Origin of the sequence: Geothrix oryzisoli, assembly GCF_022808865.1 — a bacterium.
Lineage (GTDB): Bacteria > Acidobacteriota > Holophagae > Holophagales > Holophagaceae > Geothrix > Geothrix oryzisoli.
Genome location: NZ_JAKZLB010000001.1, coordinates 833,454 through 855,675, shown reverse-complemented (window position 1 = coordinate 855,675; position 22,222 = coordinate 833,454). Strand labels below are relative to the sequence as shown.

The 22,222-nt window shown below is 68.0% G+C and carries 19 protein-coding genes and 1 riboswitch; of the genes, 15 read left to right on the top strand and 4 right to left on the bottom strand.

The annotated features are described in order from the left end of the window. The first annotated feature begins 1 nt into the window (after position 1). The 3 genes from MLE43_RS03920 (at position 2) to MLE43_RS03910 (ending at position 1,722) form a co-directional block, all read left to right on the top strand. A complete protein-coding gene (locus MLE43_RS03920; RefSeq protein ID WP_243302163.1) occupies positions 2-916 on the top strand; it encodes a divergent polysaccharide deacetylase family protein in 915 nt (304 codons plus the stop codon). 3 nt (positions 917-919) lie between these two features. Then, positions 920-982: riboswitch (Fluoride riboswitch) on the top strand. A gap of 14 nt (positions 983-996) precedes the next feature. Next, entirely contained in the window at positions 997-1,383 is a 387-nt protein-coding gene (crcB, locus tag MLE43_RS03915; protein WP_243302162.1) for a fluoride efflux transporter CrcB, read from the top strand. Between the two features lie 9 nt (positions 1,384-1,392). Next, a complete protein-coding gene (locus tag MLE43_RS03910) occupies positions 1,393-1,722 on the top strand; it encodes a DUF190 domain-containing protein (protein ID WP_243302161.1) in 330 nt (109 codons plus the stop codon). Between the two features lie 3 nt (positions 1,723-1,725). Here the strand turns inward: MLE43_RS03910 and MLE43_RS03905 are convergent, their stop codons facing one another. Then, complete coding sequence (locus MLE43_RS03905; protein ID WP_243302160.1) at positions 1,726-2,349, bottom strand: cation efflux transmembrane domain-containing protein; 624 nt, start codon at positions 2,347-2,349, stop codon at positions 1,726-1,728. Next, on the bottom strand, positions 2,346-2,786 hold the full coding sequence (locus tag MLE43_RS03900) for an ATP-binding protein (RefSeq protein WP_243302159.1): 441 nt from the start codon (positions 2,784-2,786) through the stop codon (positions 2,346-2,348). Before MLE43_RS03900 ends, MLE43_RS03905 begins: the two co-directional genes overlap by 4 nt. Before the next feature lie 212 nt (positions 2,787-2,998). Here MLE43_RS03900 and MLE43_RS03895 point away from each other — a divergent pair, with 212 nt between their 5' ends. The 3 genes from MLE43_RS03895 (at position 2,999) to MLE43_RS03885 (ending at position 7,601) form a co-directional block, all read left to right on the top strand. Beyond that, positions 2,999-5,230: a nitric-oxide reductase large subunit gene (locus MLE43_RS03895; protein ID WP_243302158.1), complete on the top strand. Its 2,232-nt coding sequence runs from the start codon at positions 2,999-3,001 to the stop codon at positions 5,228-5,230. Between the two features lie 102 nt (positions 5,231-5,332). After that, entirely contained in the window at positions 5,333-6,244 is a 912-nt protein-coding gene (locus tag MLE43_RS03890; RefSeq protein ID WP_243302157.1) for a prohibitin family protein, read from the top strand. A gap of 163 nt (positions 6,245-6,407) precedes the next feature. Next, entirely contained in the window at positions 6,408-7,601 is a 1,194-nt protein-coding gene (locus tag MLE43_RS03885; protein WP_243302156.1) for a S53 family peptidase, read from the top strand. A 50-nt stretch (positions 7,602-7,651) separates the two neighbouring features. Here the strand turns inward: MLE43_RS03885 and ppc are convergent, their stop codons facing one another. Further along, complete coding sequence (gene ppc / locus MLE43_RS03880; RefSeq protein ID WP_243302155.1) at positions 7,652-10,402, bottom strand: phosphoenolpyruvate carboxylase; 2,751 nt, start codon at positions 10,400-10,402, stop codon at positions 7,652-7,654. 148 nt (positions 10,403-10,550) lie between these two features. On the opposite strand from ppc, the gene ispH reads away from it, so the two are divergent. From ispH to MLE43_RS03835, 9 genes are all read left to right on the top strand, one after another. Beyond that, complete coding sequence (ispH, locus tag MLE43_RS03875; protein ID WP_243302154.1) at positions 10,551-12,272, top strand: 4-hydroxy-3-methylbut-2-enyl diphosphate reductase; 1,722 nt, start codon at positions 10,551-10,553, stop codon at positions 12,270-12,272. Between the two features lie 57 nt (positions 12,273-12,329). Then, entirely contained in the window at positions 12,330-12,617 is a 288-nt protein-coding gene (locus MLE43_RS03870) for a hypothetical protein (RefSeq protein ID WP_243302153.1), read from the top strand. Positions 12,618-12,692: 75 nt separating this feature from the next. After that, positions 12,693-13,517, top strand: a complete 825-nt coding sequence (locus tag MLE43_RS03865; RefSeq protein WP_243302152.1) for an SDR family oxidoreductase — start codon at positions 12,693-12,695, stop codon at positions 13,515-13,517. A 30-nt stretch (positions 13,518-13,547) separates the two neighbouring features. Further along, complete coding sequence (polA, locus tag MLE43_RS03860) at positions 13,548-16,346, top strand: DNA polymerase I (RefSeq protein WP_243302151.1); 2,799 nt, start codon at positions 13,548-13,550, stop codon at positions 16,344-16,346. A gap of 162 nt (positions 16,347-16,508) precedes the next feature. Next, positions 16,509-17,627, top strand: coding sequence for an isocitrate/isopropylmalate dehydrogenase family protein (locus MLE43_RS03855; RefSeq protein WP_243302149.1), 1,119 nt, complete (start codon positions 16,509-16,511; stop codon positions 17,625-17,627). Between the two features lie 7 nt (positions 17,628-17,634). Further along, the gene (locus MLE43_RS03850; protein ID WP_243302147.1) at positions 17,635-18,543 is read left to right on the top strand and encodes a hydroxymethylglutaryl-CoA lyase; all 909 of its coding nucleotides are present in this window, start codon (positions 17,635-17,637) and stop codon (positions 18,541-18,543) included. Continuing rightward, positions 18,540-19,739: a CaiB/BaiF CoA transferase family protein gene (locus MLE43_RS03845; protein ID WP_243302144.1), complete on the top strand. Its 1,200-nt coding sequence runs from the start codon at positions 18,540-18,542 to the stop codon at positions 19,737-19,739. Before MLE43_RS03850 ends, MLE43_RS03845 begins: the two co-directional genes overlap by 4 nt. Before the next feature lie 10 nt (positions 19,740-19,749). Continuing rightward, positions 19,750-21,036 (top strand): 3-isopropylmalate dehydratase large subunit, encoded by a 1,287-nt coding sequence (locus MLE43_RS03840; protein ID WP_243302143.1) that lies wholly within the window; start codon positions 19,750-19,752, stop codon positions 21,034-21,036. A 3-nt stretch (positions 21,037-21,039) separates the two neighbouring features. Beyond that, the gene (locus tag MLE43_RS03835) at positions 21,040-21,534 is read left to right on the top strand and encodes a 3-isopropylmalate dehydratase small subunit (protein ID WP_243302141.1); all 495 of its coding nucleotides are present in this window, start codon (positions 21,040-21,042) and stop codon (positions 21,532-21,534) included. Positions 21,535-21,575: 41 nt separating this feature from the next. Here MLE43_RS03835 and tpx read toward each other — a convergent pair whose 3' ends face one another. Next, on the bottom strand, positions 21,576-22,121 hold the full coding sequence (tpx, locus tag MLE43_RS03830; RefSeq protein WP_243302138.1) for a thiol peroxidase: 546 nt from the start codon (positions 22,119-22,121) through the stop codon (positions 21,576-21,578). Positions 22,122-22,222 lie beyond the last annotated feature (101 nt).

The following is a 22,222-nucleotide window of genomic DNA, read 5'->3' as shown; positions in this document are numbered from 1 at the left end:
CTTGGCCCGAGGCAAGGGTAAACGCACCTCCACCCTGGCCCTGCTGGGCTGGGCCACCTTCACCCTCCTCCTGGGGCTGGGCGCCGGCCTGATGCTGGGCCAGCAGGGCTGCGACCGGCGCCAGGCCCCCGCCAAGCGGGAGGCGCCCAGCCCCGAACCCCGAAAACCCGAGAAGAAGTCCGCGGAGCCGAAGGCGAAGCCAGGCTCTGAGGTTGCCAAGCCTCAGAGCGAAGAACCGGTGCGCCCGCTGCCCCGACTCGCCCTGGTCATCGACGACCTCGGCTACATGCAGCCGGAGCTGGTGACACGCCTGTGCAGCCTGCCCGTGCCCTTCAGCGTGGCGGTGCTGCCCTACCAGGAGTTCACGCGGGACAGCGCGGACATCGCGTACCGTCTGGGCAAGGAGGTCATGCTGCACCTGCCCATGGAGCCCATCGGCTACCCGGGGCCGGGTCGTGATCCGGGCCCCAACGCCATCCTCTACAACCTGCCGGAGCCCGAGGTTCGCCGCCGCGTGCGGATGGCCCTGGACGGCATCCCCCACCGCGTGGGGGTGAACAACCACATGGGCAGCCGCATCACCCCCGACCGCCTGCGCATGGGGTGGGTGCTCCAGGAGCTCAAGGCCCGCAAGCTCTTCTTCGTGGACAGCCGGACGGAGAAGGACAGCGTGGCCTATGACGTCGCAGAACAGCTCGGCATCCCGGCCGTGCAGCGGAAGGTCTTCCTGGACGACGACAAGGCCTTCCCCGAGATGGAGAAGCAGTGGGACCGCGCCCTCAAGCTCGCGGAGAAGGATGGTTCGGTGCTCATCATTGGGCACATCTACCCCGAGACCGTGGAGGCCCTGGAGAAGCTGGTGCCCCGCAGCAAGGGGCTGGTGCGCTTCGTGAAGGCGGGTGACCTGGCGAAGTGATACGCTGTCCCCGGCGATGGCGTCCGCCCCATAACCGCCTGGATGGCTGATGACGCCTGTGGATCCTGGAGGACACAGGCATGGCTTTCTATTCGTTTCTGGCGGTGGGCGTCGGTGCGGCCCTGGGCGCGTGGCTGCGCTGGGGCCTGGGCGCCTTGTTGAATCCGATGCTGCCGGCGCTTCCGCTCGGGACCCTGGCGGCGAACCTGCTGGGGGGCTACCTTGTGGGCGTGGCCGTCGCCGTGTTCACCCAGCACCCGGGCCTGGCGCCTGAAGCGAGGCTCCTCATCATCACGGGCTTCCTGGGTGGACTCACCACCTTCTCGACCTTCTCGGCGGAGGCGGTCCACCTGCTGACCCGCGGAGAATACGCCTGGGCCGCCGGCCACATGGCCGTCCATCTGGCGGGGTCCCTTTCCATGACCGTGCTGGGCATGCTGACGGTGAAGGTGTTCGTGAAGGCCTGAGGAGGAACCATGAAGGGGATCTACCTGACCTTCTTCGTCCAGGAGGACCGGACCCATCACGGGATCCTGGTCTACGAGTGGCTGCTGAAGGAAGCCCGCAGGCTCGGTCTCAAGGGCGGCACCGCCTTCAAGGCCGTCGCCGGGTTCGGCCGCCACGGCCTCATCCACGCGGACCACTTCATCGAACTGGCGGGAGACCTGCCGGTGGAAGTGACTTTCATGGCTACGGAAGAGGAGGCGGAGCGGCTGATCGCCTTCATCGAGCACGAAGGCCAGTCCATGTTCTACATCCGCATCCCCGCCGAGTGCGGCTTCATCAACGAGCGTGTACGTTCCTAGGGCCTAGTGCCCGCAGCCGCATCCGCCGGTGAAGCGTTCGCTCTTCGCCGCGCGGACCATGCCGAGGCCCTCCTTGCCGATGAGGATCGCCAGGATCAGGGCGGCCACCGCATCCACCCACCAGAGGGCGGGGGCGAGCACGAAGAGCAGGCTGCCCGCGAAGAGCACCACGGAGAGCTGGATGCAGGCCCGGCTGCAGGCCGCATCGGCGGCCACGGTGGCGCTGTCCAGGGCCTGGGCCGCCCGGAGCTTGGCGCGCCAGAGGAACACCATGAAGGTCAGGGAGAGCACCGAGATGACGAGCCCGGGCACCGTGGTGGGCGGGTGGGTGCGGGCGGTGAGCTGGAGGACGGCCCCGCCGGCGATGCCCAGGGCCAGGCCCAGGAACAGCCGGCCGATGCCGAGGGTGGCCTTTCTCTCCCGCCCGAGGTTGCCGTGGTCCAGCAGCTTCCAGAGCACCAGCAGGGCCGAGGCCACTTCGATGAAGCTGTCGGCGCCGAAGCCGAAGAGGGCGATCGAGTCGTCCGCCCAGCCGAAGGCCATGGAGACCAGGCCTTCCAGCAGGTTGTAGGCGATCGTGAAGCCCGCCAGCCAGAGCGCCCGGCGGCGCCAGTCGGGACCGCTCATGCGTGGGGTTCCCGCACCTTCCGCGCCTTCACGAGCACGAGGGTGGAACCCTGGGGGTGGCGTTCCATGTGGACCTCGTCCATGACCTGCCGCATGAAGAACACCCCGCGGCCGCCAGGCTTCAGCAGGTTCTCGGGCAGGTTCGGATCGGGCAGGGCCTCCAGATCCACGCCGGGGCCGCGGTCTTCGATGCGGATCTCGAAGCGGTCGGTCTTGGGGGTGAAGGTGACCTTCACGGGCTTGTCCCGGTCGAGCTTGTTGCCGTGGCGCATGGCATTGGCAATGCCCTCCTGGATCGCCAGCCACAGCCGCTCGCCATCTTCCTGGGTGAAACTCAGGTGCTTCAGGAATTCCGCGCCCACCACCTGGATGAGGTCGATGAAGCGCAGGTCCGTGTTGCAGGTGAGGACGACGGGCAGAAGGGCGGGATGAGCCATAGGAGGGGAATTCCCTTTCAGAGATCCAGAGTGCCAAGGCCAAGTTACTTGGAATCCGCCTTCCGGGGCCAGAGGTTTTGCCTTGGAGCACAAGGCATCCGGGTCGGGCGGGCGGCGTGGCAAAGGTCACAATTAAGAATTAATGGTCCTAAATATGGAGAATTGTGGAACACTGCTTCCCGGCGCCCGGTGCGGGCATGAAGGAGGTTTCCATGAAGGCAAGGTGGTGGCTGGTGTTGCTGGTGCTCCTCGCGGGCTTTGGCGTGCTGGGACTGGGTGGGCGGCAGATTGCCCAGAATGCGCCCCCCATCCCGCAGCGGGTGGTGGCGGAAGATGGCACCCAGCTGGTGGGCCCCGGCCAGATCCTGGAGGGCCAGGTCAGCTACCTGGGCCATGGTGGCCAGCACATCGGTTCCATCTGGGGCCACGGCGCCTACCTGGCGCCGGACTGGACCGCCAAGGCCCTGCACCAGTGGGCGGCTCACACCCTGGACGGCGTGAAGGCCACCGGTGTGTCCAATGCGGATGCCAAGGCCACCACTTTGTCTATATTTCAGAGCAATCAGTATGAATTAGCCACCGGTACCCTGAAGCTGACGGCCGCCCAGGCCGCCGCCTACCTGGCGACCCGGACCGAGCTGGCGAAGGTGGCCGTGGAAGGCGACAAGGGCGCGGCCATCCCGGCCCGCTGGATTCCCACGATGCAGGAAGGCGAGCGCGTGGCCGACTTCTGGCTCTGGACCGCCTGGACTGCCGCGGCCCGCCGCCCCGGCGCCGATCACAGCTACACCCAGAACTGGCCCCAGGAGCCCCTGGTGGGCAACAGCATCACGCCCATCAGCCACCTCTGGAGCATCCTGTCGATCATCCTGCTGATCCTGGGCGTGGGACTCATGGTCTGGCACCACGCCAACCAGCCCGCCGAGGAGTTCCCGGATCCCAAGCCCATTCCCCCGGCGCCCGCGACGCCCAGCCAGCGCTGGTCCGCCATCTACTTCGCCGTGGCCATGGCCCTGTTCTTGGTGCAGGTCGGCATGGGCGTCCTGACGGCCCATGACGCGGTGGAGGGCAACGGCCTCTATGGCCTCGACCTGTCGCACATCCTGCCCTATGCGGCCTCCCGCACCTGGCACCTCCAGCTGGCCGTCTTCTGGATCGCCACCTGCTGGCTGGCCACTGGCCTCTACCTGGGCCCCAAGCTCAGCGCCAAGGAGCCCAAGGGCCAATGGCTGGGCGTGGCGGGCCTGCTCGCCGCCCTCGTGGTGGTGGTGGTCGGCGCCCTCGTGGGCGCACACCAGGCCATCGTGGGCAAGCTGTCCGGCTCCTTCATGCTGGGGCACCAGGGCTATGAATACGTCGAGCTGGGCCGCCTCTGGCAGATCCTGCTGACCGTGGGCATGGTCATCTGGCTGGTGCTGGTGCTGCGCGCGCTGCTCCCGGCCCTGAAGGGCGAGAAAGGCCGCTTGGGTCTGCTCAAGCTCTTCGTGCTGTCCGCCATCGCCATCCCGCTCTTCTACTCCGCAGGCTTCATGTACACCCGCGAGACCCACATCGCCCTCGCCGAATACTGGCGCTGGTGGGTGGTCCACCTCTGGGTCGAGGGCTTCTTCGAGGTCTTCGCCACCGTCGCCATCGCGCTGCTCTCCACCCGCATGGGCCTGCTGCGCGAGAGCACCGCGCTGCGCGCCGTGAGCCTCTCTATGGGCCTCTTCCTGGGCAGCGGCGTCATCGGCACCTTCCACCATCTCTACTACACCGGCTCCCCGGCCTCCATCTCGGCCCTGGGCTCCGTGTTCAGTGCCCTGGAGATCGTGCCCCTCACCATCGTGGGCTTCGAGATCGCCATGAGCCTCAAGGCCGGCCGCGCCCTCGGCAGCGGCTACGAGTGGCCGTTCAAGTACTTCGCGGCGGTCTGCTTCTGGAACCTGCTGGGCGCCGGCGTCTTCGGCATGCTCATCAACCCGCCCTCCGTGCTCTACTTCGGCCAGGGCCTCAACACCACGCCCATCCACAGTCACGCCGCGCTCTTCGGGGTCTACGGCTTCCTGGCGATCTCCCTCATGCTCTTCGCGCTGCGCGGCATGACGCCCGACAGGGCCTGGGACGAGAAGTGGCTGAAGTGGGGCTTCTGGGGCCTGAACCTGGGGCTGGTCCTGATGCTGGCGCTGTCCCTGATCCCCAGCGGGTTCTATCAGGTGGCCCAGAGCCTGAACCACGGCACCTGGTATGCCCGCAGCGCCGAGGTGGTGCAGTCGCCCCTGATGCGCACCTTCACCTGGCTGCGCATGCCCGGCGACACCCTCTTCGGCCTCGGCGCCCTCGCCGTGATCATCTTCACCTTCAAGGCCGTCATCGGTGCCTGGGGCTGGAGGACCGCCGAGGAGACCAAGCCCGCCCGTGAAGAGGTGGACGGCGCCCCCGCCTTCGCCCTGAACGAGGATTGAAGTCACGAGGAAGCCGGGGCCCCCGTCGCAAGGCGGGGGCCCCGGCCTGTCCAGGCGGCCGTCAGCTGGCCTGTTAACCTGACCCGCCCCTGGAGGTGTCCCATGGTTCTTTTCGCCCTGCTGCTGTTCGTGGTCGGTGCTCTGGCTTGGCGATGGAAGACGCGGGTGGGCTATCCCCTCTCGGCCCGGCTGGCCATCCTGCAGTGGGTGGGCCTGGGGTTGGGCGCGATCGTGTTCCTGGCCTCCATGGCGGTGGTGGTGCCCCCGGGCCAGGCCGGTGTCCAGGTGCTCTTCGGCAAGGTGAGCGCGGAGCCGCTGCCCTCGGGCCTGCACTTCATCAACCCCTTCACCCAGGTGGTGGAGATGGAGGTCCGCACCCGGAACTACACCATGTCGACCGTGGGGGACGAGGGCCAGAAGCGGGGTGACGATTCCATTTCGGTCATCAGCAGCGACGGACTCACCGTGAAGCTGGACGCCACCATCTTCTACTCGCTGCAGCAGGCCCGCCTGCCGGAGATCTACCGCACCATCGGCCCGGACGTGGAGGAGCGCATCGTCCGCAGCGAGATCCGCGCCAGCCTGCGGGACGCCGCCGCCGCCCTCTCCGCCACGGAGCTCTACACCTCCAAGCGCCAGGCCTTCGTGGACCAGGTCTCCAAGACCCTCCGGGCGGCCTTCGAAGCCCGGGGCATCACCCTCGAGCAGATGCTGCTCCGCAACGTCATCCTGCCGGACCAGATCACGAAGTCCATCAATGACAAGATCAGCGCGGACCAGGACGCCCAGAAGATGGCCTTCGTGCTCCAGAAGGAGAAGCAGGAGGCCGAGCGGAAGCGCATCGAGGCCGAAGGCCAGGCCAAGGCCCAGCAGATCGTGAGCCAGAGCCTGACGCCCCAGATCATCGAGTACCAGCGCATCCAGGCCCTCCGGGACATCGGCGCCAAGGGCAACCTCATCATCACGCCCATGGGCGGCGCCACCCCCATGATCCAGGTGCCGGCCCGGAAATAGGCCGAGATCATCCGCTGATTGCCTATCCCATCACGATGCATTGACGCCGCTGGATGGTGAATGTAGATTTCCGTGCCGTTTCATAATCATGAGACACGGTATCAAATACCATTCGGTCCTGAATCGCGTCCGGATGCCCCGGACGGCATCACGGGAGGGCGGCATGAGGTGGACGAAGGCACTTGCGGTGGTCCTCGGATCCGGGCTGGTTCTGGCCAGCCTCGCCGGGCAGGAGGCTCCCCCCGTGATCCACGGGGACATCCTGATTCCCGATACCAGCCTTGAGGCCCGGGAGGATGTCGGCCTCAGATCCCACACGAACCATCTGATCCTGCTCCGTCCGGCCGGGGGCCTGGGACCTGGGGGCGGCATGTCCCCGACGCAGCTCCGCGACTTCTACAACCTTCCCGCCACCGGGGGCCACGATGTCATCGCCATCATCGATGCCTATCACTACCCGACGGCTTTGAGCGACTTCAACACCTTCTCCGCTTCGTTCGGGCTGCCCCAGGAGACTTCCACCAGCCCCACGGCCTCCACCAACACGGTCTTCCAGGTCGTCTACCAGGGCGGGAAGCAGCCCCGGACCAATTCCGGGTGGGCCCTGGAGGCGGCGCTCGACATCGAGTGGGCCCACGCCATGGCGCCCAACGCGAAGATCATCCTCGTGGAGGCCCAGTCCAACAGCAACGCCAACCTCTACGCCGCGGTGGACCTGGCGGTGTCCCTCGCGGGGGTGAAGCAGGTGTCCATGAGCTGGGGTGGCAGTGAATCCTCGGGGGAGACCGCCAACGACACGCACTTCAACGTGAACGGGCCCACCTTCTTCGCGGCCAGCGGGGATACGGGCGGCAAGACCATCTACCCCTCCACCTCGCCGTATGTCGTCGCCGTGGGGGGCACCAGCGTGGCCACGGATGCCAACGGCGCTTTCACGGGCGAGACCGGCTGGAGCTCCGGGGGCGGCGGCAACAGCCCCTACGAGGCGAAGCCCAGCTGGCAGGTGGCCGTGTCCATGACGGGTTCCGGCCGGGGTGTGCCGGACATCTCCTCCGATGCGGATCCGAACACGGGGGTGGCGGTGTACGACACCACGAGCTACCACGGGCGGTCCGGCTGGTGGGTGGTGGGCGGCACGAGCGTCTCCTCCCCCTGCATGGCCGGCATGGTGAACCTGGGCGGCGGGACCTTCACGAACACCACCCAGCTGCTCACGGCGATCTACGCCAACTACCTGAATCCTCCGGCCACCCCGGTCTTCCGCGACATCACCTCCGGAAGCAACGGCTTCCCGTGCCTGGTGGGATGGGACTACGTCACGGGCGTGGGTTCGCCCCAGGGGACCGGAGGGTTCTGAACCCCTCCAAGGCTTTGTGAGCCTGGGCCCCGCCGCTCCGGGGCCCGGGCTCAGCCGCTGTTCCGCAGGCCCGCGGCGATGCCGTTGATGGTGAGGAGGATGCTGCGCACGGTGAGGTCGTCGCTGTCGCTGGCGCGGTAGCGGCGCAGCAGCTCCACCTGGAGGTGGTTCAGAGGGTCGAGGTAGGGGAAGCGGTGCTGGATGGAGCGCCTCAGGGCGGGATTGTCCTCCAGCAGCTCGCGCTGCCCGGTGATGGCCTTCAGGGCATGGAGGGTGGCTTCGCACTCGGCCCGGAGGCGCTCGAAGATCCGGTCCCGCAGGACCGCGTCCTCCACCAGGTCCGCATAGCGGGAGGCGATCCCCAGGTCCACCTTGGCCAGGACCATGTCCATGCTGGACAGCAGGCTGCGGAAGGTGGGCCAGCGGGCGTGCATCTCCCTCAGGAGCGCCAGACCGGCCTCGCCGCGGGCGCGCTCGAAGGCGGCCACCGCGGAGCCGAAGCCGTACCAGCCCGGCAGCATCAGCCGGCACTGGCTCCAGCTGAAGACCCAGGGGATGGCACGGAGGTCGGCGATGGCCCGGCTCGCCTTCCGGCTGGCGGGCCGGGAGCCGATGTTGAGCTGGGCGATCTCGGCGATGGGGGTGGATTCCCAGAAGAACCGCTCGAAGCCCTCCGTGCCGTAGACGAGGTCGCGGTAGGCCCGGCAGGCCGCTTCGGACAGGGCGTCCATGGCTTCCGGGAAGCGCGGATCCAGGCTCGCGCCGTCCGCGTCCGGGAGGCTGGCCTCCAGGGTGGCCGCCACCAGCACCTCGAGGTTGCGGCGGCCCACGGCTGGATGGCCGTACTTGGCGGCGATCACTTCGCCCTGCTCGGTGAGGCGGATCTGGCCCTGCACGGCGCCGGGGGGCTGGGCCAGGATGGCCTCGTAGCTGGGGCCGCCGCCGCGGCCCACGGACCCACCCCGGCCGTGGAAGAGCCGCAGGCGGATGCCGTGGCGCGCCGCCACTGCCACCAGGCGGGTCTCTGCCTTGTAGAGCTCCCAGCGCGAGGTCAGGAAGCCGCCGTCCTTGTTGCTGTCCGAATACCCCAGCATCACCTCCTGCACGCCGCCCCGGCCATCCAGCAGGCGGCGGTAGAGGGGCAGGGCGAGCAGGCCATCCAGGATCTCGCCGCAGCGCTGGAGGTCCTCGATGGTCTCGAAGAGGGGGATGAGGTTGAGGTCGAGGCGGTCCTCGGCTGGTCGCAGGAGGCCGGCCTCCCGCAGCATCACGGCGGCCTCCAGCAGGTCGGAGACGCCTTCGGTGTGGCTGACGATGCAGCTGGGGAGCGCCTCGGGCCCCAGGCGCTGCTGGGCTTCGGCGGCGGCGCGGAACAGGGTCAGCTCGCCCTGGGCCGCCTCGCTGTAGGCCAGGTAGGGCGAGGCGAGGGGACGGGGGCTCTCCAGCTCGGCCATCAGCAGGGTCACCCGTTCCGCTTCGGCCAGGCCCAGGTACCTGGTCCCGGGCCGCACGGCCTCCAGCAGCTCGGCCACCACCCGCTCATGGGCGTCGGAACTCTGCCGCAGGTCCAGGGGCGCGAGGTGGAAGCCGAACACCGACACCGCCCGCCGCAGCTCCCGCAGGCGCCCCCGCGCCAGCAACCGCCCGCCGTGGGTCCGCAGGGAACGATCCAGGAGGTCCAGGTCCGCCTGGAGTTCGGCGGGGGACGCGTAGGGCGGGGCGGAGCCGGGCAGCGGTCCGCCGTCGGAGGCCAGCGCCTGCTGCTGCGTGGCCGACAGCCGGTCGAAGATCAGCGAGAGGGCCCGCCGGTAGGCCTCGTCCGCATGCCGGACGGCCTGGTCCGGGGAGCGCTCCGCCAGCTCGAGCACCTCCTGGGAGGCCCGGGACACCTGCAGGCTGAGGGAGAGTTCCTCCGCGAGGGTGCGGGTCTCCCGCAGCAGGTGGCCGAGGATGGTGCGCGACTGGGTCCGCAGGGTCTGCTGGAGCACCTCGGCGGTGACGAAGGGATTGCCATCGCGGTCCCCGCCGATCCAGCTGCCGATCTGGAGGAAGGGCGGTAACTCCTGGTCGCCCCAGGCGGGATCTTCGCCCAGGCGGTCCTCCAGGTCCGCGTAGAGGGCCGGGACCTCCCGGAGAAAGGTGCGGTCGAAGGTGGCGAGGGCGCTGGCCACCTCGTCGGCGACTGCGGGCTGCTGGGGGCGCAGCATCCGGGTCTGCCACAGCAGCTGCACCTGCCGCTGCAGCTGCTCGTCCCGGAGGGCCGCCTCCCTTGGCGTCGCCGCATGGCGGTCCCGCTCGTCCAGCAGCCGGGCGATCCCCATCTGGGCATTGAGGATGCTCTTGCGCTGCACCTCGGTGGGGTGGGCGGTGAGGACCGGACGGACCTGGGCGCCGGCGAAGAAGGCGCGCAAGGCGCCGGTGTCGAGTCCCGCCTCGGCGGCGCGGTCCAGGGCGTGGTCCAGGGAGCTGGGCCGGGGCTTGGTGTCCTCCATGCGGTGCGCCCGGGAGCGGCGCAGGTGGTGCTGGTCCTCCGCCAGGTTGGCCAGCTGGGAGAAGTAGCTGAAGGCCCGGACCACCCGGATGGCGAGGCCGGGGCTGAGGTCCCGCAGGGTCGCCTTGAGCTCATCGCCCGCCGCGGCATCCGCGGTGCGGCGGAACCTCACCCCGCTCTGCCGGATCCGTTCGATGAGTTGGAAGGTCTCCTCACCCTCCTGCTCCCGGACCGTGTCTCCGAGCAGGCGCCCGAGGAGCCGGATGTCCTCCTTCAGAGGCCGATCCTTGTCGGAGGGGGCGAAATCCATGGGGAAGGGTCCCAGGAGAAGGTGAAGGTGGCGTGGTGGAAGCCAGGGTACCCGATCGGTCTCTTTCCTCATCTCGAACGGTGCGTAGGCGTGGCCCGGGCGCTATGATAGGTAATCCGACTAAACCAGTCAGAATTGTGGAGCGCCCATGAAAGTGATCGTCGCCAAGACCGCGGGCTTCTGCTGGGGCGTCAAGCGCGCCATGGACGCGGTGCTGGAGGCCTCGGTGCGCAACGATGGCCGCACCGTGCAGACGCTGGGACCGCTCATCCACAATCCTCAAGCGCTCGAGCTCATCGGCAAGCGGGGCGTGGCCGTGGCGGCGGCACCGGACCAGGTGCAGAACGGCACGGTGGTCATCCGGGCCCATGGCATCCCCATCCAGGATCTGCGCGGCCTCAAGGAGCGGCAGGCCCGGGGCGAGGTGAAGATCGTCAACGCCACCTGTCCCGAGGTGGCGAAGGTCCACCACAAGATCAAGAAATGGAGCCCCAAGGGCTACTTCACCGTGATCCTGGGCAGCCACGGCCATGCGGAGAGCGTGGCGCACCGCAGCTTCGCGGACAGCGGCTCGGCCATCGTCGCGAACATGGCCGAGGCCGAGGCCCTGACGGACGAGCAGCTCAAGAAGGTGCTGGTGGTGGCGCAGACCACCTTCACCGTGAAGGACTACCACGCCATCACCGACTACATCCGCACCCGCGCCGGGGATGCCGTCTTCGAGAACACCATCTGCGAGGACACCTGGATGCGCCAGGACGAGGCCAAATCCCTGGCCCGCACCGTGGACACCGTCATCGTCGTGGGCGGCAAGGCCTCCAGCAACACCAAGCACCTGGCCGAGCTGGCCCACCACTACGGCAAGCCCGTCCAGTATGTGGAAACCGCCGCGGAGCTGGACCTCGGGGCCTTCACCGGCCGCGAGACCGTGGGCGTGCTGGCCGGCGCCTCCACGCCCACCTGGCTGGTGGATGAGGTGGTGGACGTCCTGGAGCAGCTGGGCGACGGTCCAAGCCGCTGGCGCAATTTTCTGCAGGCGGCCTTCGGCAGCTCCTCGCTGCTGGCCATGGGCGCCGCCTTCATGACCCTCGGTGTGCACAAGTGGCTGGGCCTGCCCCTGGGTTGGCGCTACCCGCTGCTGGCGGGAACCTACGTGCTGGCCATGTACCTGCTGACCCCCTTCCTGGATCCCCTGGGCCTCGGTGCCAAGGGGCCCGCCCGGGCGCGCTTCCTGGAGCGCAACCGCCGCATCCTGCTGTCGGCGGGGGGAACGGCCCTGGCAATCACCCTCGGGCTGGCCGCCAGCCTGGGCGGGAAGGCTCTGGCCGTGGCCCTGGCCGCTTCCGTGGTGGGCGCGGGCTACAAGCGGCGCTTCCCGCTGGGCGGCCGGACCTTCAGCCTGCGGAACATCCCGGGTTCCAAGGATGTGGTGGTATCCCTGGCGCTGGCCACCGTGGCCGTCATCATGCCGGTCTGGCAGGAGGGCCGGGGCTGGGATCTCCGCGCCTTCGCAGCCGTCTTCCTGGTGGGTGTCCTGGCCTTCGTCCGCACGGTGATCTACGAGATCCGGGACATGCAGAACGACCAGATCGTCGGGAAGGAGACCCTGCCGATCCTCATGGGCAAGTCGGCCACCAAGGCGGTGCTGGTGGGGCTCCTGGGAACCCTGCTGGCCGGCACCCTCTGGCTCACCTTCGACAACCGCCAGCATGGGCACCCCCTGGCCGTGGCCCTGGTCCTGGTCGTCTGCGCCGCCTACCCGATGCTGTACCTCTGGCTGTTCCACGAGCGGTTCACCGCCGGCAGGCATCGCTTCGAGTTGAGCGTGGATCTGAGTTTCTGGCTGGTGGGGCTGCTGGCCATCGTGTAGTTCTTGCCCTTTCATGGGGGACTGCTAGCCTTGGGGCACCTTTTCAAGGAGAGCCCCATGCGCATGAAGCCTCTCGCCGTTCTTTCGGCCACGGCCATCCTCGGCGCCGCCCTCGGCTGGGCCGCCGCGGCCGCCAGCTATCAGAAGACCGGCACCGTGAAGGAAGTGGCTCCGGACAGCTTCACCCTGGACCTCGGCAAGGAAGCCTGGCGCTTCTACACCGACGCCGGCACCGCCGGGAAGGATGCGCTCAAGGTCGGCGACAAGGTGACCGTCACCTACAAGCAGGTGGCCACCAAGATCGAGTCGAAGGCCGCCGCCAAGGCCCCCGCGAAGAAGAAGTAGTTCCGCCGAAGGCGGTACCTGCAAAACGGGGCGCCGACGGCGCCCCGTTTTGCAGGTATGTGAAAAGATGAATAGATGCGTCACTGGGTCCTCATCACAGGGTGTTCGACGGGTATCGGGCGGGCCCTGGTGCCGCTCTGCCGCGCGGCGGGATGGGGCGTGGTGGCCACGGCGCGGCGGGTGGAGACGCTGGCGGATCTGCCTCCGGGCGAGGACCTGCGCGTGCTGGCGCTGGATGTGACCGAGGCGGCCAGCATCGCCGCCGCGGTCAACGCCTGTGAGGATCTGCCCCTCAAAGCCCTCGTGAACAACGCCGGCTACGGCCAGGTAGGGCCCCTTGAACTCCTCCGCGCGGAGGAACTCCGCGCGCAGTTCGAAACGAATGTCATCGGCCTCCACCAGGTGACGAGCGCCTTCCTGCCCCTGCTGCGACGGGAACCCGGCGCGCGGATCCTCCAGGTGGCCTCCATGCTGGGGCGCCTGTCCATCCCCCTGGCGGGCCCCTACAACGCCTCCAAGCACGCGGTGGTGGCCCTGGCGGAAAGCCTGCGCCTGGAGGTCGGCCGGGAGGTGGCGGTGGTGCTGGTGGAGCCCGGTGCCATCCGCACGGAATTCCGGGAGACGCTGACGAAGGCCTGGGGCGACCTGCCCGAGCGGGCCCGCGGCACGCGCTACGAGGCCATCCTCGCCCGCTACTTGGCGGTGCGGAAGCAGCAGGGCGAGCGCTTCGCCATGGATGCCCAGCGCTGCGCCCGGAAGCTCCTGAAGGCCCTGGTGGCTGAGCACCCGCCGCGGCGCGTGGTCATCGGTCGGGATGCCTTCTGGGCCGGCAAGCTGAAGGCGCTTCTGCCTGCGTCCTGGTGGGAGGCGATCCTGCGCCGCGCCTACGGACTGAGGTGACCCTGGGGCGAGTCCTGCCAGACTGAGGGCATGTCTGAAGACCGCCTGTACCTCATCGACACCTTCGCCTTCATTTTTCGGGCCTACTTCGCCAATCCACGGCTGAAGAACGGCGCGGCCTACACCTTCACGCGGCTGGTGCTCCAGCTGCTGGAGAAGCACCAGCCCACGCACATCGCCTGCGTGTTCGACATGCCGGGGCCCACCTTCCGGCACGAGCTCTATCCGGAGTACAAGGCCAACCGGGCGGAGATGCCGGAGGACCTGCGCCCGCAGATCCCCATGATCCGGCAGCTGGTGGAGGCCCTGAACATCCCCATCGTGGAGCTGTCGGGCTACGAGGCGGACGACGTCATGGGCACGCTGGCCCGCGAATCCGCCGCCCACGGCCTGCCCGCGGTCATCGTCAGCCCCGACAAGGACCTGCTGCAGCTGGTGGACGACGGCCTGAAGATCCAGGTGCTGAACACCAAGGACGGCGAGATCTGGCACGACCGTGAGGGCGTGAAGACCCGCATGGGCGTGTGGCCCGAGCAGGTGGTGGACTTCCTCAGCCTGGTGGGCGACGCCTCCGACAATGTGAAGGGCGTCCCCGGCATCGGCGAGAAGGGGGCGGCCCTGCTGCTGGAGAAGCACGGCAGCCTGGATGGCGTCATCGCCGCCAGGGCCGACCTGAAGCCGAAACAGCGCGAAGGGCTGGAGGCCGCCGCTGAATGGCTGGACCTCACTAGGCGCCTGGTCACCGTGGTGACGGACCTGACGCTGCCCCTGCATCCGAAGGATCTCGTCTACCCCGGCGTGGACGAGGCGAAGGCCCGGGAGACCTTCAAGGCCCTGGGCTTCCAGACTCTCACCAAGGAGTTCACGCAGAGCGCCCGGGAGGCCGGCAGCGAGCGGAAGTACCGCTCCGCGGCCACCGTGGCGGATCTGGAGGCCGCCGTCGCCGCCTGCCGCGCCGCGGGCCGCTTCGGCCTCGACACGGAAACCACCAGCATCGACCCCACTCGGGGCCATATCGTGGGCCTGAGCCTGGCCTGGGCGGCCAATGAGGGCCTCTATGTCCCGCTGGCCCATCTGAAGCCGGCCACGGCCGATACCGAAGGTTCCCTGCCCGGGCTGTTGCCGGATTCGGGTCTGCCCGAGTCCCTGCTGGACCTGCGGGGCGAGGCGGCCACCTTCTTCGCCGAGCTGGCGTCGCACCTCGATCCGCGCAATGTCCCCTTTGCGGCGGCCCGGCGGGTCCTGGCGCCGCTGTTCGCCGATCCGGCGGTGGGCAAGTGCGGCCAGAACCTCAAGTACGACCTCCAGGTGCTGGCCCGCCATGGGATGCCCGTGGCGGGGCTGGCCGATGACAGCATGGTGCTGAGCTTCCTCCTGGAAAGCGGGGTCCGCCACAACCTGGACGACCTGTCCGTGCGCCTGCTGGACGTGAAGCCCATCGCCTTCGAGGAAGTGGTGGGGAAGGGCAAGGCGCAGAAGCGGTTCGACGAGGCCGAATTCGAGCACGCCGTGCAGTACGCCGCGGAGGACGCCGATCTCGCGCTCCAGCTCTGCGACAAGCTGCGGGTCATGCTCGCGGATGACCGGCTGAAGCGGCTCTACGAAGAGGTGGATCTTCCGCTCGTGGATGCCCTGGCGGCTCTCGAAGGCCATGGCGTGCGGCTGGACCTGGAGGTCCTCTCCCAACTCGCCGTGCGCATGCACGGCGAACGCAAGCGCGCCGAGGCCCGCGTCCTCGAGCTCGCTGGCGAGCCCTTCAACCTGAACAGTCCCACGCAGCTGGGGGCCATCCTCTTCGGGAAGCTGGGCTACAAGCCCGTGAAGTACACTGGCAAGACCAAGGCGCCCAGCACGGACGAGGACGTTCTCCAGGAGCTGGCCGAGAAGCAGGGTGCCGAGATCGCCAGCGAACTGCTGCGCCATCGGCAGATGGTGAAGCTGCTGGGCACCTACGTGGAGGCGTTGCCGCAGATGGTGAACCCGGTCACGGGCCGCGTGCACACGCGCCTGCACCAGGCGGCGGTGGCGTCGGGTCGCCTGGCCTCCAGCGATCCCAACCTCCAGAACATCCCCATCCGCACCGAGGAGGGCCGCGCCATCCGGGGCGCCTTCGTGCCCGAGCCCGGCTGGGTCCTGCTGGACGCCGACTACAGCCAGATCGAGCTGCGGGTGGTGGCGGCCCTGGCCGAGGATCCGGTGCTGCTGGGCGCCTTCGCCGCCGGGGAGGACATCCATCGGCGCACGGCCTCGGAAGTCTTCAATGTCCCCATGGACCAGGTCACCTCGGAGCAGCGCAGCGCGTCCAAGGCCGTCAACTTCGGCCTGCTCTATGGCCAGGGGGCCTTCGCCCTGGCCGCCAACATCGGTGTCAGCCAGAAGGAGGCCAAGGCCTTCATCGAGCGCTACTTCGAGCGCATGCCCAAGGTGGCCGCCTGGATCGAGGGTGCCAAGGAGAAGGCGCTGGCGGAGGGCCTGGTGCGCACGCACTGGGGCCGCATCCGGCGGATCCCCGAGCTGGAGAGCCCCAACAAGCAGTTCCAGGCCCAGGGGCTGCGCGAGGCCGTGAACACCATCGTGCAGGGCACCGCCGCCGACCTGATGCGCCGGGCCATGGTGCGCCTGCACCGCAGCCTCCAGGCCTCGGGCCTTCAGGCGCGGCTGCTGCTCCAGGTCCACGACGAGCTGCTCATGGAGGCGCCGCCGGAGGAGGTGGAGCGGGCCTCGGCTCTGCTGAAGGAGGCCATGGAGGGGGCCGATGATCTGGGCGCCCTGGGCGTGAAGCTGGCGGCGGAGGTCCGCACCGGCGACAGCTGGCTGGCCTGCAAGTGACCGGTCATTTTTGACGATCTGTAGGTCCGGAGAATCGAAACCCACCTTTTCCGCCGGAATTGTGATGGCGATCGGGGCTCAAACTTAACGGGGAGGTCATGATTGGGCGATTCCGGCGCATGTCGCGCCGAACCGCAGACCCCTGCCCGAAGGAGCCTGATCATGAGCCAGTTCAACATCGCGTGGTTGCCCGGCGACGGCGTGGGCGTCGAGGTCATGGAGGCGGCCCGGATCTGCCTCGATGCCTTGAAGTTCGACGCCACCTACACCCATGGCGACATCGGCTGGGAATTCTGGCGCACGGAAGGGGAGTCCTTCCCCCAGCGCACCATCGACCTCCTCAAGCAGAGCCATGCCGCCATGTTCGGCGCCATCACCTCCAAGCCCGTGAAGGATGCCGAGGCCGAGCTGGTGCCGGAGCTCAAGGGGAAGGGCCTCGTCTACCGCAGCCCCATCGTCCGCATGCGGCAGATGTTCGACCTCTACACCTGCCTGCGGCCCTGCAAGGCCTATGCGGGCAATCCCCTGAACTACAAGGAGGACATCGACATGGTGATCTTCCGCGAGAACACCGAGGACCTCTATTCCGGGGTGGAGTTCAGCCCCGTTCCCGATGAGCTGAAGGCGACCCTGAAGAAGCTGAGCAAACCCTTCGCCCATTTCGCCGACCTCCCCGGCGACCAGTTCGCCATCACCTGCAAGGTGAACACCCAGAAGGGCTGCGACCGCATCATCCGCGCCGCCTTCGAATACGCGAAGACCTTCGGCTACCCCAAGGTCACGGTCATCCACAAGGCCAACGTGGTGCGGGCCACGGAAGGCATGTTCCTGGAGACCGGCAAGCGCATCGCCAAGGAGTACCCGGGCATCGCCATGGATGACGCCAACGTCGACGCCATCACCATGTGGATGCTGAAGAACCCGAAGAACTACGGCGTGATGGTGGCGACGAACCTCTTCGGGGACATCGTGAGCGACCTGGCGGCCCAGATGGTGGGCGGCCTGGGCTTCGGCTGCTCCGGCAACATCGGCGAGAAGCTGGCGGTCTTCGAGCCCAGCCACGGCAGCGCGCCGAAGTACGCCGGCCAGTACAAGGTGAACCCCATCGCGACCATCCTGGCCGCCAAGATGATGCTCGACTGGCTGGGCGAGACGGAGAAGGGGACGCGCCTCGAGAAGGCCGTGGCCGCCGTCATCGCCGAAGGGAAGGTCCGCACCTACGACATGGGCGGCAGCGCCTCGACCCTCGACATGGGCGAGGCGATCGCGCGGAAGCTCTGAGGCGGCCATGGCTCGCATCCTCATCCACGAAGTCGGCCCCCGCGATGGCCTCCAGGTCGAAGCCGCCGTGGTGCCCACGGAGCTGAAGCTCGACTGGATCCGCCGCGTGGCGGATTCGGGCGTGGACATCGTACAGGTGGGTTCCTTCGTGCGGGGCGACAAGGTGCCCCAGATGGCGGATACCGACGACCTGTTCCGCATCCTCGCGAAGGAGTCCCACCGGGCCCTGCTGTCGGGCCTGGTGCTCAACGAGAAGGGGCTGGACCGGGCCCTGGAGGTGGGCGTGCCGCTCATCTGCCTGGGCGTGTCCGCCTCCGAGACCCACAGCCGCAAGAACACCGGCATGGGCACGGAGGAGGCGCAGCGGCGCATCATCGCCACGGCCCTGGCGGCCAGGCAGGCCGGCCGCAAAGTGCAGGTGAGCGTGCAGAGCGCGTTCGGCTGCGGCTTCGAAGGGCCCATCCCCGAGGAGCGCGTGCTGGGCATCGTGGCCGCCTACCTGGAGGCCGGACTCACCGCCATCAGCCTCGCGGACACGGCCGGGCACTCGCACCCCGACCAGGTCCGACGCTATGTGCATAAGGTGCTGGAGCTCGATCCGACCGCCGAGGTCACGGCCCACATCCACAACACCTACGGCCTGGGCATGGCCAGCGTCTACGCCGCCATGGAAGCCGGCGCCACGGCCATCGAGACCAGCTTCGGCGGCCTCGGCGGCTGCCCCTTCACCAAGGTGGCGGCCGGCAACGTGGCCACGGAGGACCTGGTGCATGGCCTCCAGCGGACCGGACAGCGCATGGACATCGACCTGGCGGCCCTCATCGGCACCACCAGGGACGTGGCCAGGCACTTCGGTCGCGAACTCCCCGGCTGTGTCTACAAGACTGGGCCCATCGCTGCGAAGGTGACGGCATGAGCAGGAAGATCCTCGAAGGCATCAAGGTCCTGGACCTCACCAATGTCCTGTCCGGTCCGTTCACCACCCTCCACATGGCCCTGCTCGGGGCCGAGGTCATCAAGGTGGAGAACCCCAAGGACGGCGACCTCGCCCGCAAGCTGGGCATTGTTCCCGAACTGAACAAGAAGCTCATGGGCACCAGCTTCCTGGCCCAGAACTGCAACAAGAAGTCCATCACCCTGAACACCAAGTCCCCCGAAGGCAAGGAGCTGTTCCGGAAGCTGGTGAAGGACGCGGATGTGGTGGTGGAGAACTTCCGCCCCGGTGTCATGGACCGGCTGGGCCTCGGCTACAAGAGCCTGGCGGAGCTCAATCCGAGGCTCATCTACTGCGCCATCTCCGGCTTCGGCCAGACGGGCCCCGATGCCCTGAAGCCCGCCTACGACCAGATCATCCAGGGACTGTCGGGCGAGATGGCCGTCAACGGCGACGAACGCCTGAGCCCTCTGCGCACCGGCTTCCCCGTCTGCGACACCGTGGGCGGCCTGAACGCGGCCTTCGCGGTGATGGCGGCGCTTTTCCACCGGGAGCGCACGGGGCAGGGCCAGTCCATCGACATCGCGCTGCTGGACAGCATCATGCCTCTCATGGGCTGGGTGGCGGCGAACCTCCTCATCGGCGGCGAGCAGCCCGTACTCATGGGCAACGACAACTTCACGGCCGCTCCCAGCGGCACCTTCCGCACGCAGGACGGTCACATCAACATCGCGGCCAACAAGCAGGAGCAGTGGGAGGCCGTCTGCGAGGTGCTGGGGGTGCCTGAGCTGAAGACGGACCCCCGGTTCCAGGAGCGGGACACCCGCAAGAAGAACCGCAAGGCCCTTACGCCGTTGCTTGAGGTTCGGCTCGCCCAGAAACCGACCAGTTTCTGGGTGGAGGCACTGAACGCGAAGGATGTTCCGAGCGGGGAGATCCTGGGGCTGGAGGAAGCCCTGCGGCAGCCGCAGATCCGGCACCGTGACGTGCTCCGCAAGGTGCAGGTGGCCGGCGTAGGCGAGATCGAGGTCTTCGGATTGACGGCGCTGTTCGAGAAGACGCCGGGCTCCGTGGACGCACCGCCGCCGCTGCTGGGCGAGCACAACGCCGAGGTCTATGGGCACATGGGGCTGGGCGAGTCCGATCTGGCTGAACTGAAAACCAAAGGCGTCATCTGAGGAGGTTCCCATGGGCATGACGGTCGTCGAGAAAATCCTGGCCCGCGCGGCGGGCCTGCCGTCCGTGAAGGTCGGGGACGTGGTGGAGCCCAAGGTGGACCTCGCCATGTCCCACGAGAACGCGGCGCTGGTGATCAACCAGTACCTGGAGGTGTTCCAGGGTACCGGCCTGCAGCCGAAGGTGTGGGATCCCGCCCGGATCGCCATCATCTTCGACCACCGCGTGCCGGCGGAATCGCCCAAGACCGCCACCAACCAGAAGAAGATCCGCGAATTCGTGGCCGCCAATGGCATCGCCAAGTTCCACGATGTCCGCGGCGACGTGGGCGGCATCTGCCACCAGATCCTGCCGGAGTACGGCTATGTGCGACCGGGCTTCGTGGTGGTGGGCACCGACTCCCACACCACGAGCCACGGGGCCATGGGCGCCTTCAGCTTCGGCATCGGCGCCACGGAGATGGCCTCGGTGTGGAGCCTGGGCATCGCGGTGAACATCGAGGTGCCCGCCACCATCAAGGTGGTGGTCAAGGGGGAGTTCCCGCCCTTCGTGGGTCCCAAGGACCTGATCCTCCACCTCATCGGGAAGCTCACGGCCCAGGGCGCCAACTACAAGGTGCTGGAGTTCCATGGCGAGACGATCCGGAAGATGAGCACCAGCGGCCGCATCGCCATCTGCAACATGAGCGTGGAGGCCGGCGCCACCTCGGGCATCGTGCCCGGCGACGCGGAGACCCTGCGGTACCTGCGGGAGGAGGCTGGCGTCACCGATCCCATCCCCTGCGTCACGCCTGATCCGGAGGCCAACTACATCCAGACGGTGGAGATCGACGTCTCCACGCTCGGGCCGCAGATCGCCTGCCCCCACATGGTGGACAACGTGAAGCCCATCGGGGATGTGGCCGGCACGCGGATCCAGCAGATCGTCATCGGCAGCTGCACCAACGGGCGGCTGGACGATCTGGCCGCCGCCGCCGACATCCTGCGGGGCAAGAAGGTGGCCCAGGGCACCCGCATGCTGGTGTTCCCGGCCTCGAGCAAGATCTTCGCCCAGGCCCTGGACAAGGGCTATGTCCACGACCTGATGAAGGCCGGAGCCGTGGTGATGAACTCGGGTTGCGGCCCCTGCCTGGGCGTCCATGAGGGGGCCCTGGGGGACCACGAGAAGGCCCTCAGCACCACCAACCGCAACTTCAAGGGCCGCATGGGCAACCCCACGGGCGAGGTCTACCTCTGCAGCCCGGTGGTGGCCGCGGCCTCCGCCATCACTGGCGTCATCACCGACCCGAGGAAGGGGTAAGCCATGGCCAAGGTCATCATCTCGCTCGGCAACGACATCAGCACCGACGACATCTATCCCGGCCGCTTCATGGCCACCGTGCTGCCTGCGGAGACCCCCCAGTTCGCCTTCTTCGACCGCACGGAGTTCAACGCCCAGCTCAAGGCCAAGGCCTTCGCGCCCGGCTCCATCATCGTGGGCGGCGAGAACTTCGGCTGCGGCTCCAGCCGCGAGCAGGCCTGCTCCACGCTGAAGGGCCACGAGGTGGCGGTGGTGGCCCGGAGCATCTCCCGCATCTTCCTCCAGAACAGCATCAACCTGGGCCTCCAGGTCGTGATCTGCCCGGCCATCGAGGCCAGCGAAGGTGATGACTTGCTGATCACCGCCGACCAGGTGGTCAACAGGACCACCGGCAAGACCTATGACCAGGTCAAGCTGCCGGCCGCCCGCAAGGGGATCATGGATGCCGGTGGGTTGATCCCGTACACGCGGGCGCGACTGATGGCGAAGCAGCCCTGAATCCGTTCACCAAGGCGGAATCGTGTCTCGCGTGATTCCGCCTACTCTGTGCTCTCGAGGGCATCCTCGGGGCATGGGTGGTGGTGGCTCCGGATGGCGTGGACGGCCAATTCGTAATCCGGTTCCCGCGTCAGCTCCGGTACCAGCTCCGTGTGGATGATGGTGCCGTTCTCGTCCAGGGCCACCACGGCCCGGGCGAGGAGGCCCCGCATGGGCCCGTCGATGAGGGTGAGGCCGAAGGCGGCGCCGAACTCGGGATGGCGGAAGGTGGAGGCGGGGACGGCGCGCTCCAGGTTCTTGGAGCCGCAGAAGCGCTCCTGGGCGAAGGGCAGGTCCATGGACACGCACAGCAGGATCGTGTCACTCAGATCCGTGGTCAGGGCATTGAACTTCCGCACGCTCTCCGCGCAGGTCGGGGTGTCCAGGCTGGGGAAGATGCTCAGCAGGACGCGCTTGCCTTCTAGGTCCACACTCGTGGTTTCCCGGAGATCCGTGCGGGTGACCGTGAAGGGCGGAGTGGCGGAGCCGACGTGGGGCAGTTCGCCGCAGGTGTGGAGGAGCTCTCCGTTCAGGGTGATCGTGGCCATGGTGACCTCCCGGCGGGCCCATCCTACTCCCGTTCGGGGTGGTGGACCCGGTCATTCCCGATCCATGGATGATCTTTCCCGGGAGGCCACCCCTGGAATCC

Excerpts from the sequence above, each read along its gene's own strand:
- MLE43_RS03885 (WP_243302156.1), top strand. The coding sequence starts at position 6,408 with ATGAGGTGGACGAAGGCACTTGCGGTGGTCCTCGGATCCGGGCTGGTT.
- MLE43_RS03835 (WP_243302141.1), top strand. The coding sequence starts at position 21,040 with ATGGCCAAGGTCATCATCTCGCTCGGCAACGACATCAGCACCGACGAC.
- polA (WP_243302151.1), top strand. The coding sequence starts at position 13,548 with ATGTCTGAAGACCGCCTGTACCTCATCGACACCTTCGCCTTCATTTTT.
- MLE43_RS03840 (WP_243302143.1), top strand. The coding sequence starts at position 19,750 with ATGGGCATGACGGTCGTCGAGAAAATCCTGGCCCGCGCGGCGGGCCTG.
- MLE43_RS03890 (WP_243302157.1), top strand. The coding sequence starts at position 5,333 with ATGGTTCTTTTCGCCCTGCTGCTGTTCGTGGTCGGTGCTCTGGCTTGG.
- tpx (WP_243302138.1), bottom strand. The coding sequence starts at position 22,121 with ATGGCCACGATCACCCTGAACGGAGAGCTCCTCCACACCTGCGGCGAA.
- crcB (WP_243302162.1), top strand. The coding sequence starts at position 997 with ATGGCTTTCTATTCGTTTCTGGCGGTGGGCGTCGGTGCGGCCCTGGGC.
- MLE43_RS03850 (WP_243302147.1), top strand. The coding sequence starts at position 17,635 with ATGGCTCGCATCCTCATCCACGAAGTCGGCCCCCGCGATGGCCTCCAG.
- MLE43_RS03870 (WP_243302153.1), top strand. The coding sequence starts at position 12,330 with ATGCGCATGAAGCCTCTCGCCGTTCTTTCGGCCACGGCCATCCTCGGC.
- MLE43_RS03895 (WP_243302158.1), top strand. The coding sequence starts at position 2,999 with ATGAAGGCAAGGTGGTGGCTGGTGTTGCTGGTGCTCCTCGCGGGCTTT.
- MLE43_RS03910 (WP_243302161.1), top strand. The coding sequence starts at position 1,393 with ATGAAGGGGATCTACCTGACCTTCTTCGTCCAGGAGGACCGGACCCAT.
- ppc (WP_243302155.1), bottom strand. The coding sequence starts at position 10,402 with ATGGATTTCGCCCCCTCCGACAAGGATCGGCCTCTGAAGGAGGACATC.
- MLE43_RS03855 (WP_243302149.1), top strand. The coding sequence starts at position 16,509 with ATGAGCCAGTTCAACATCGCGTGGTTGCCCGGCGACGGCGTGGGCGTC.
- MLE43_RS03865 (WP_243302152.1), top strand. The coding sequence starts at position 12,693 with ATGCGTCACTGGGTCCTCATCACAGGGTGTTCGACGGGTATCGGGCGG.
- MLE43_RS03845 (WP_243302144.1), top strand. The coding sequence starts at position 18,540 with ATGAGCAGGAAGATCCTCGAAGGCATCAAGGTCCTGGACCTCACCAAT.
- MLE43_RS03900 (WP_243302159.1), bottom strand. The coding sequence starts at position 2,786 with ATGGCTCATCCCGCCCTTCTGCCCGTCGTCCTCACCTGCAACACGGAC.
- MLE43_RS03905 (WP_243302160.1), bottom strand. The coding sequence starts at position 2,349 with ATGAGCGGTCCCGACTGGCGCCGCCGGGCGCTCTGGCTGGCGGGCTTC.
- ispH (WP_243302154.1), top strand. The coding sequence starts at position 10,551 with ATGAAAGTGATCGTCGCCAAGACCGCGGGCTTCTGCTGGGGCGTCAAG.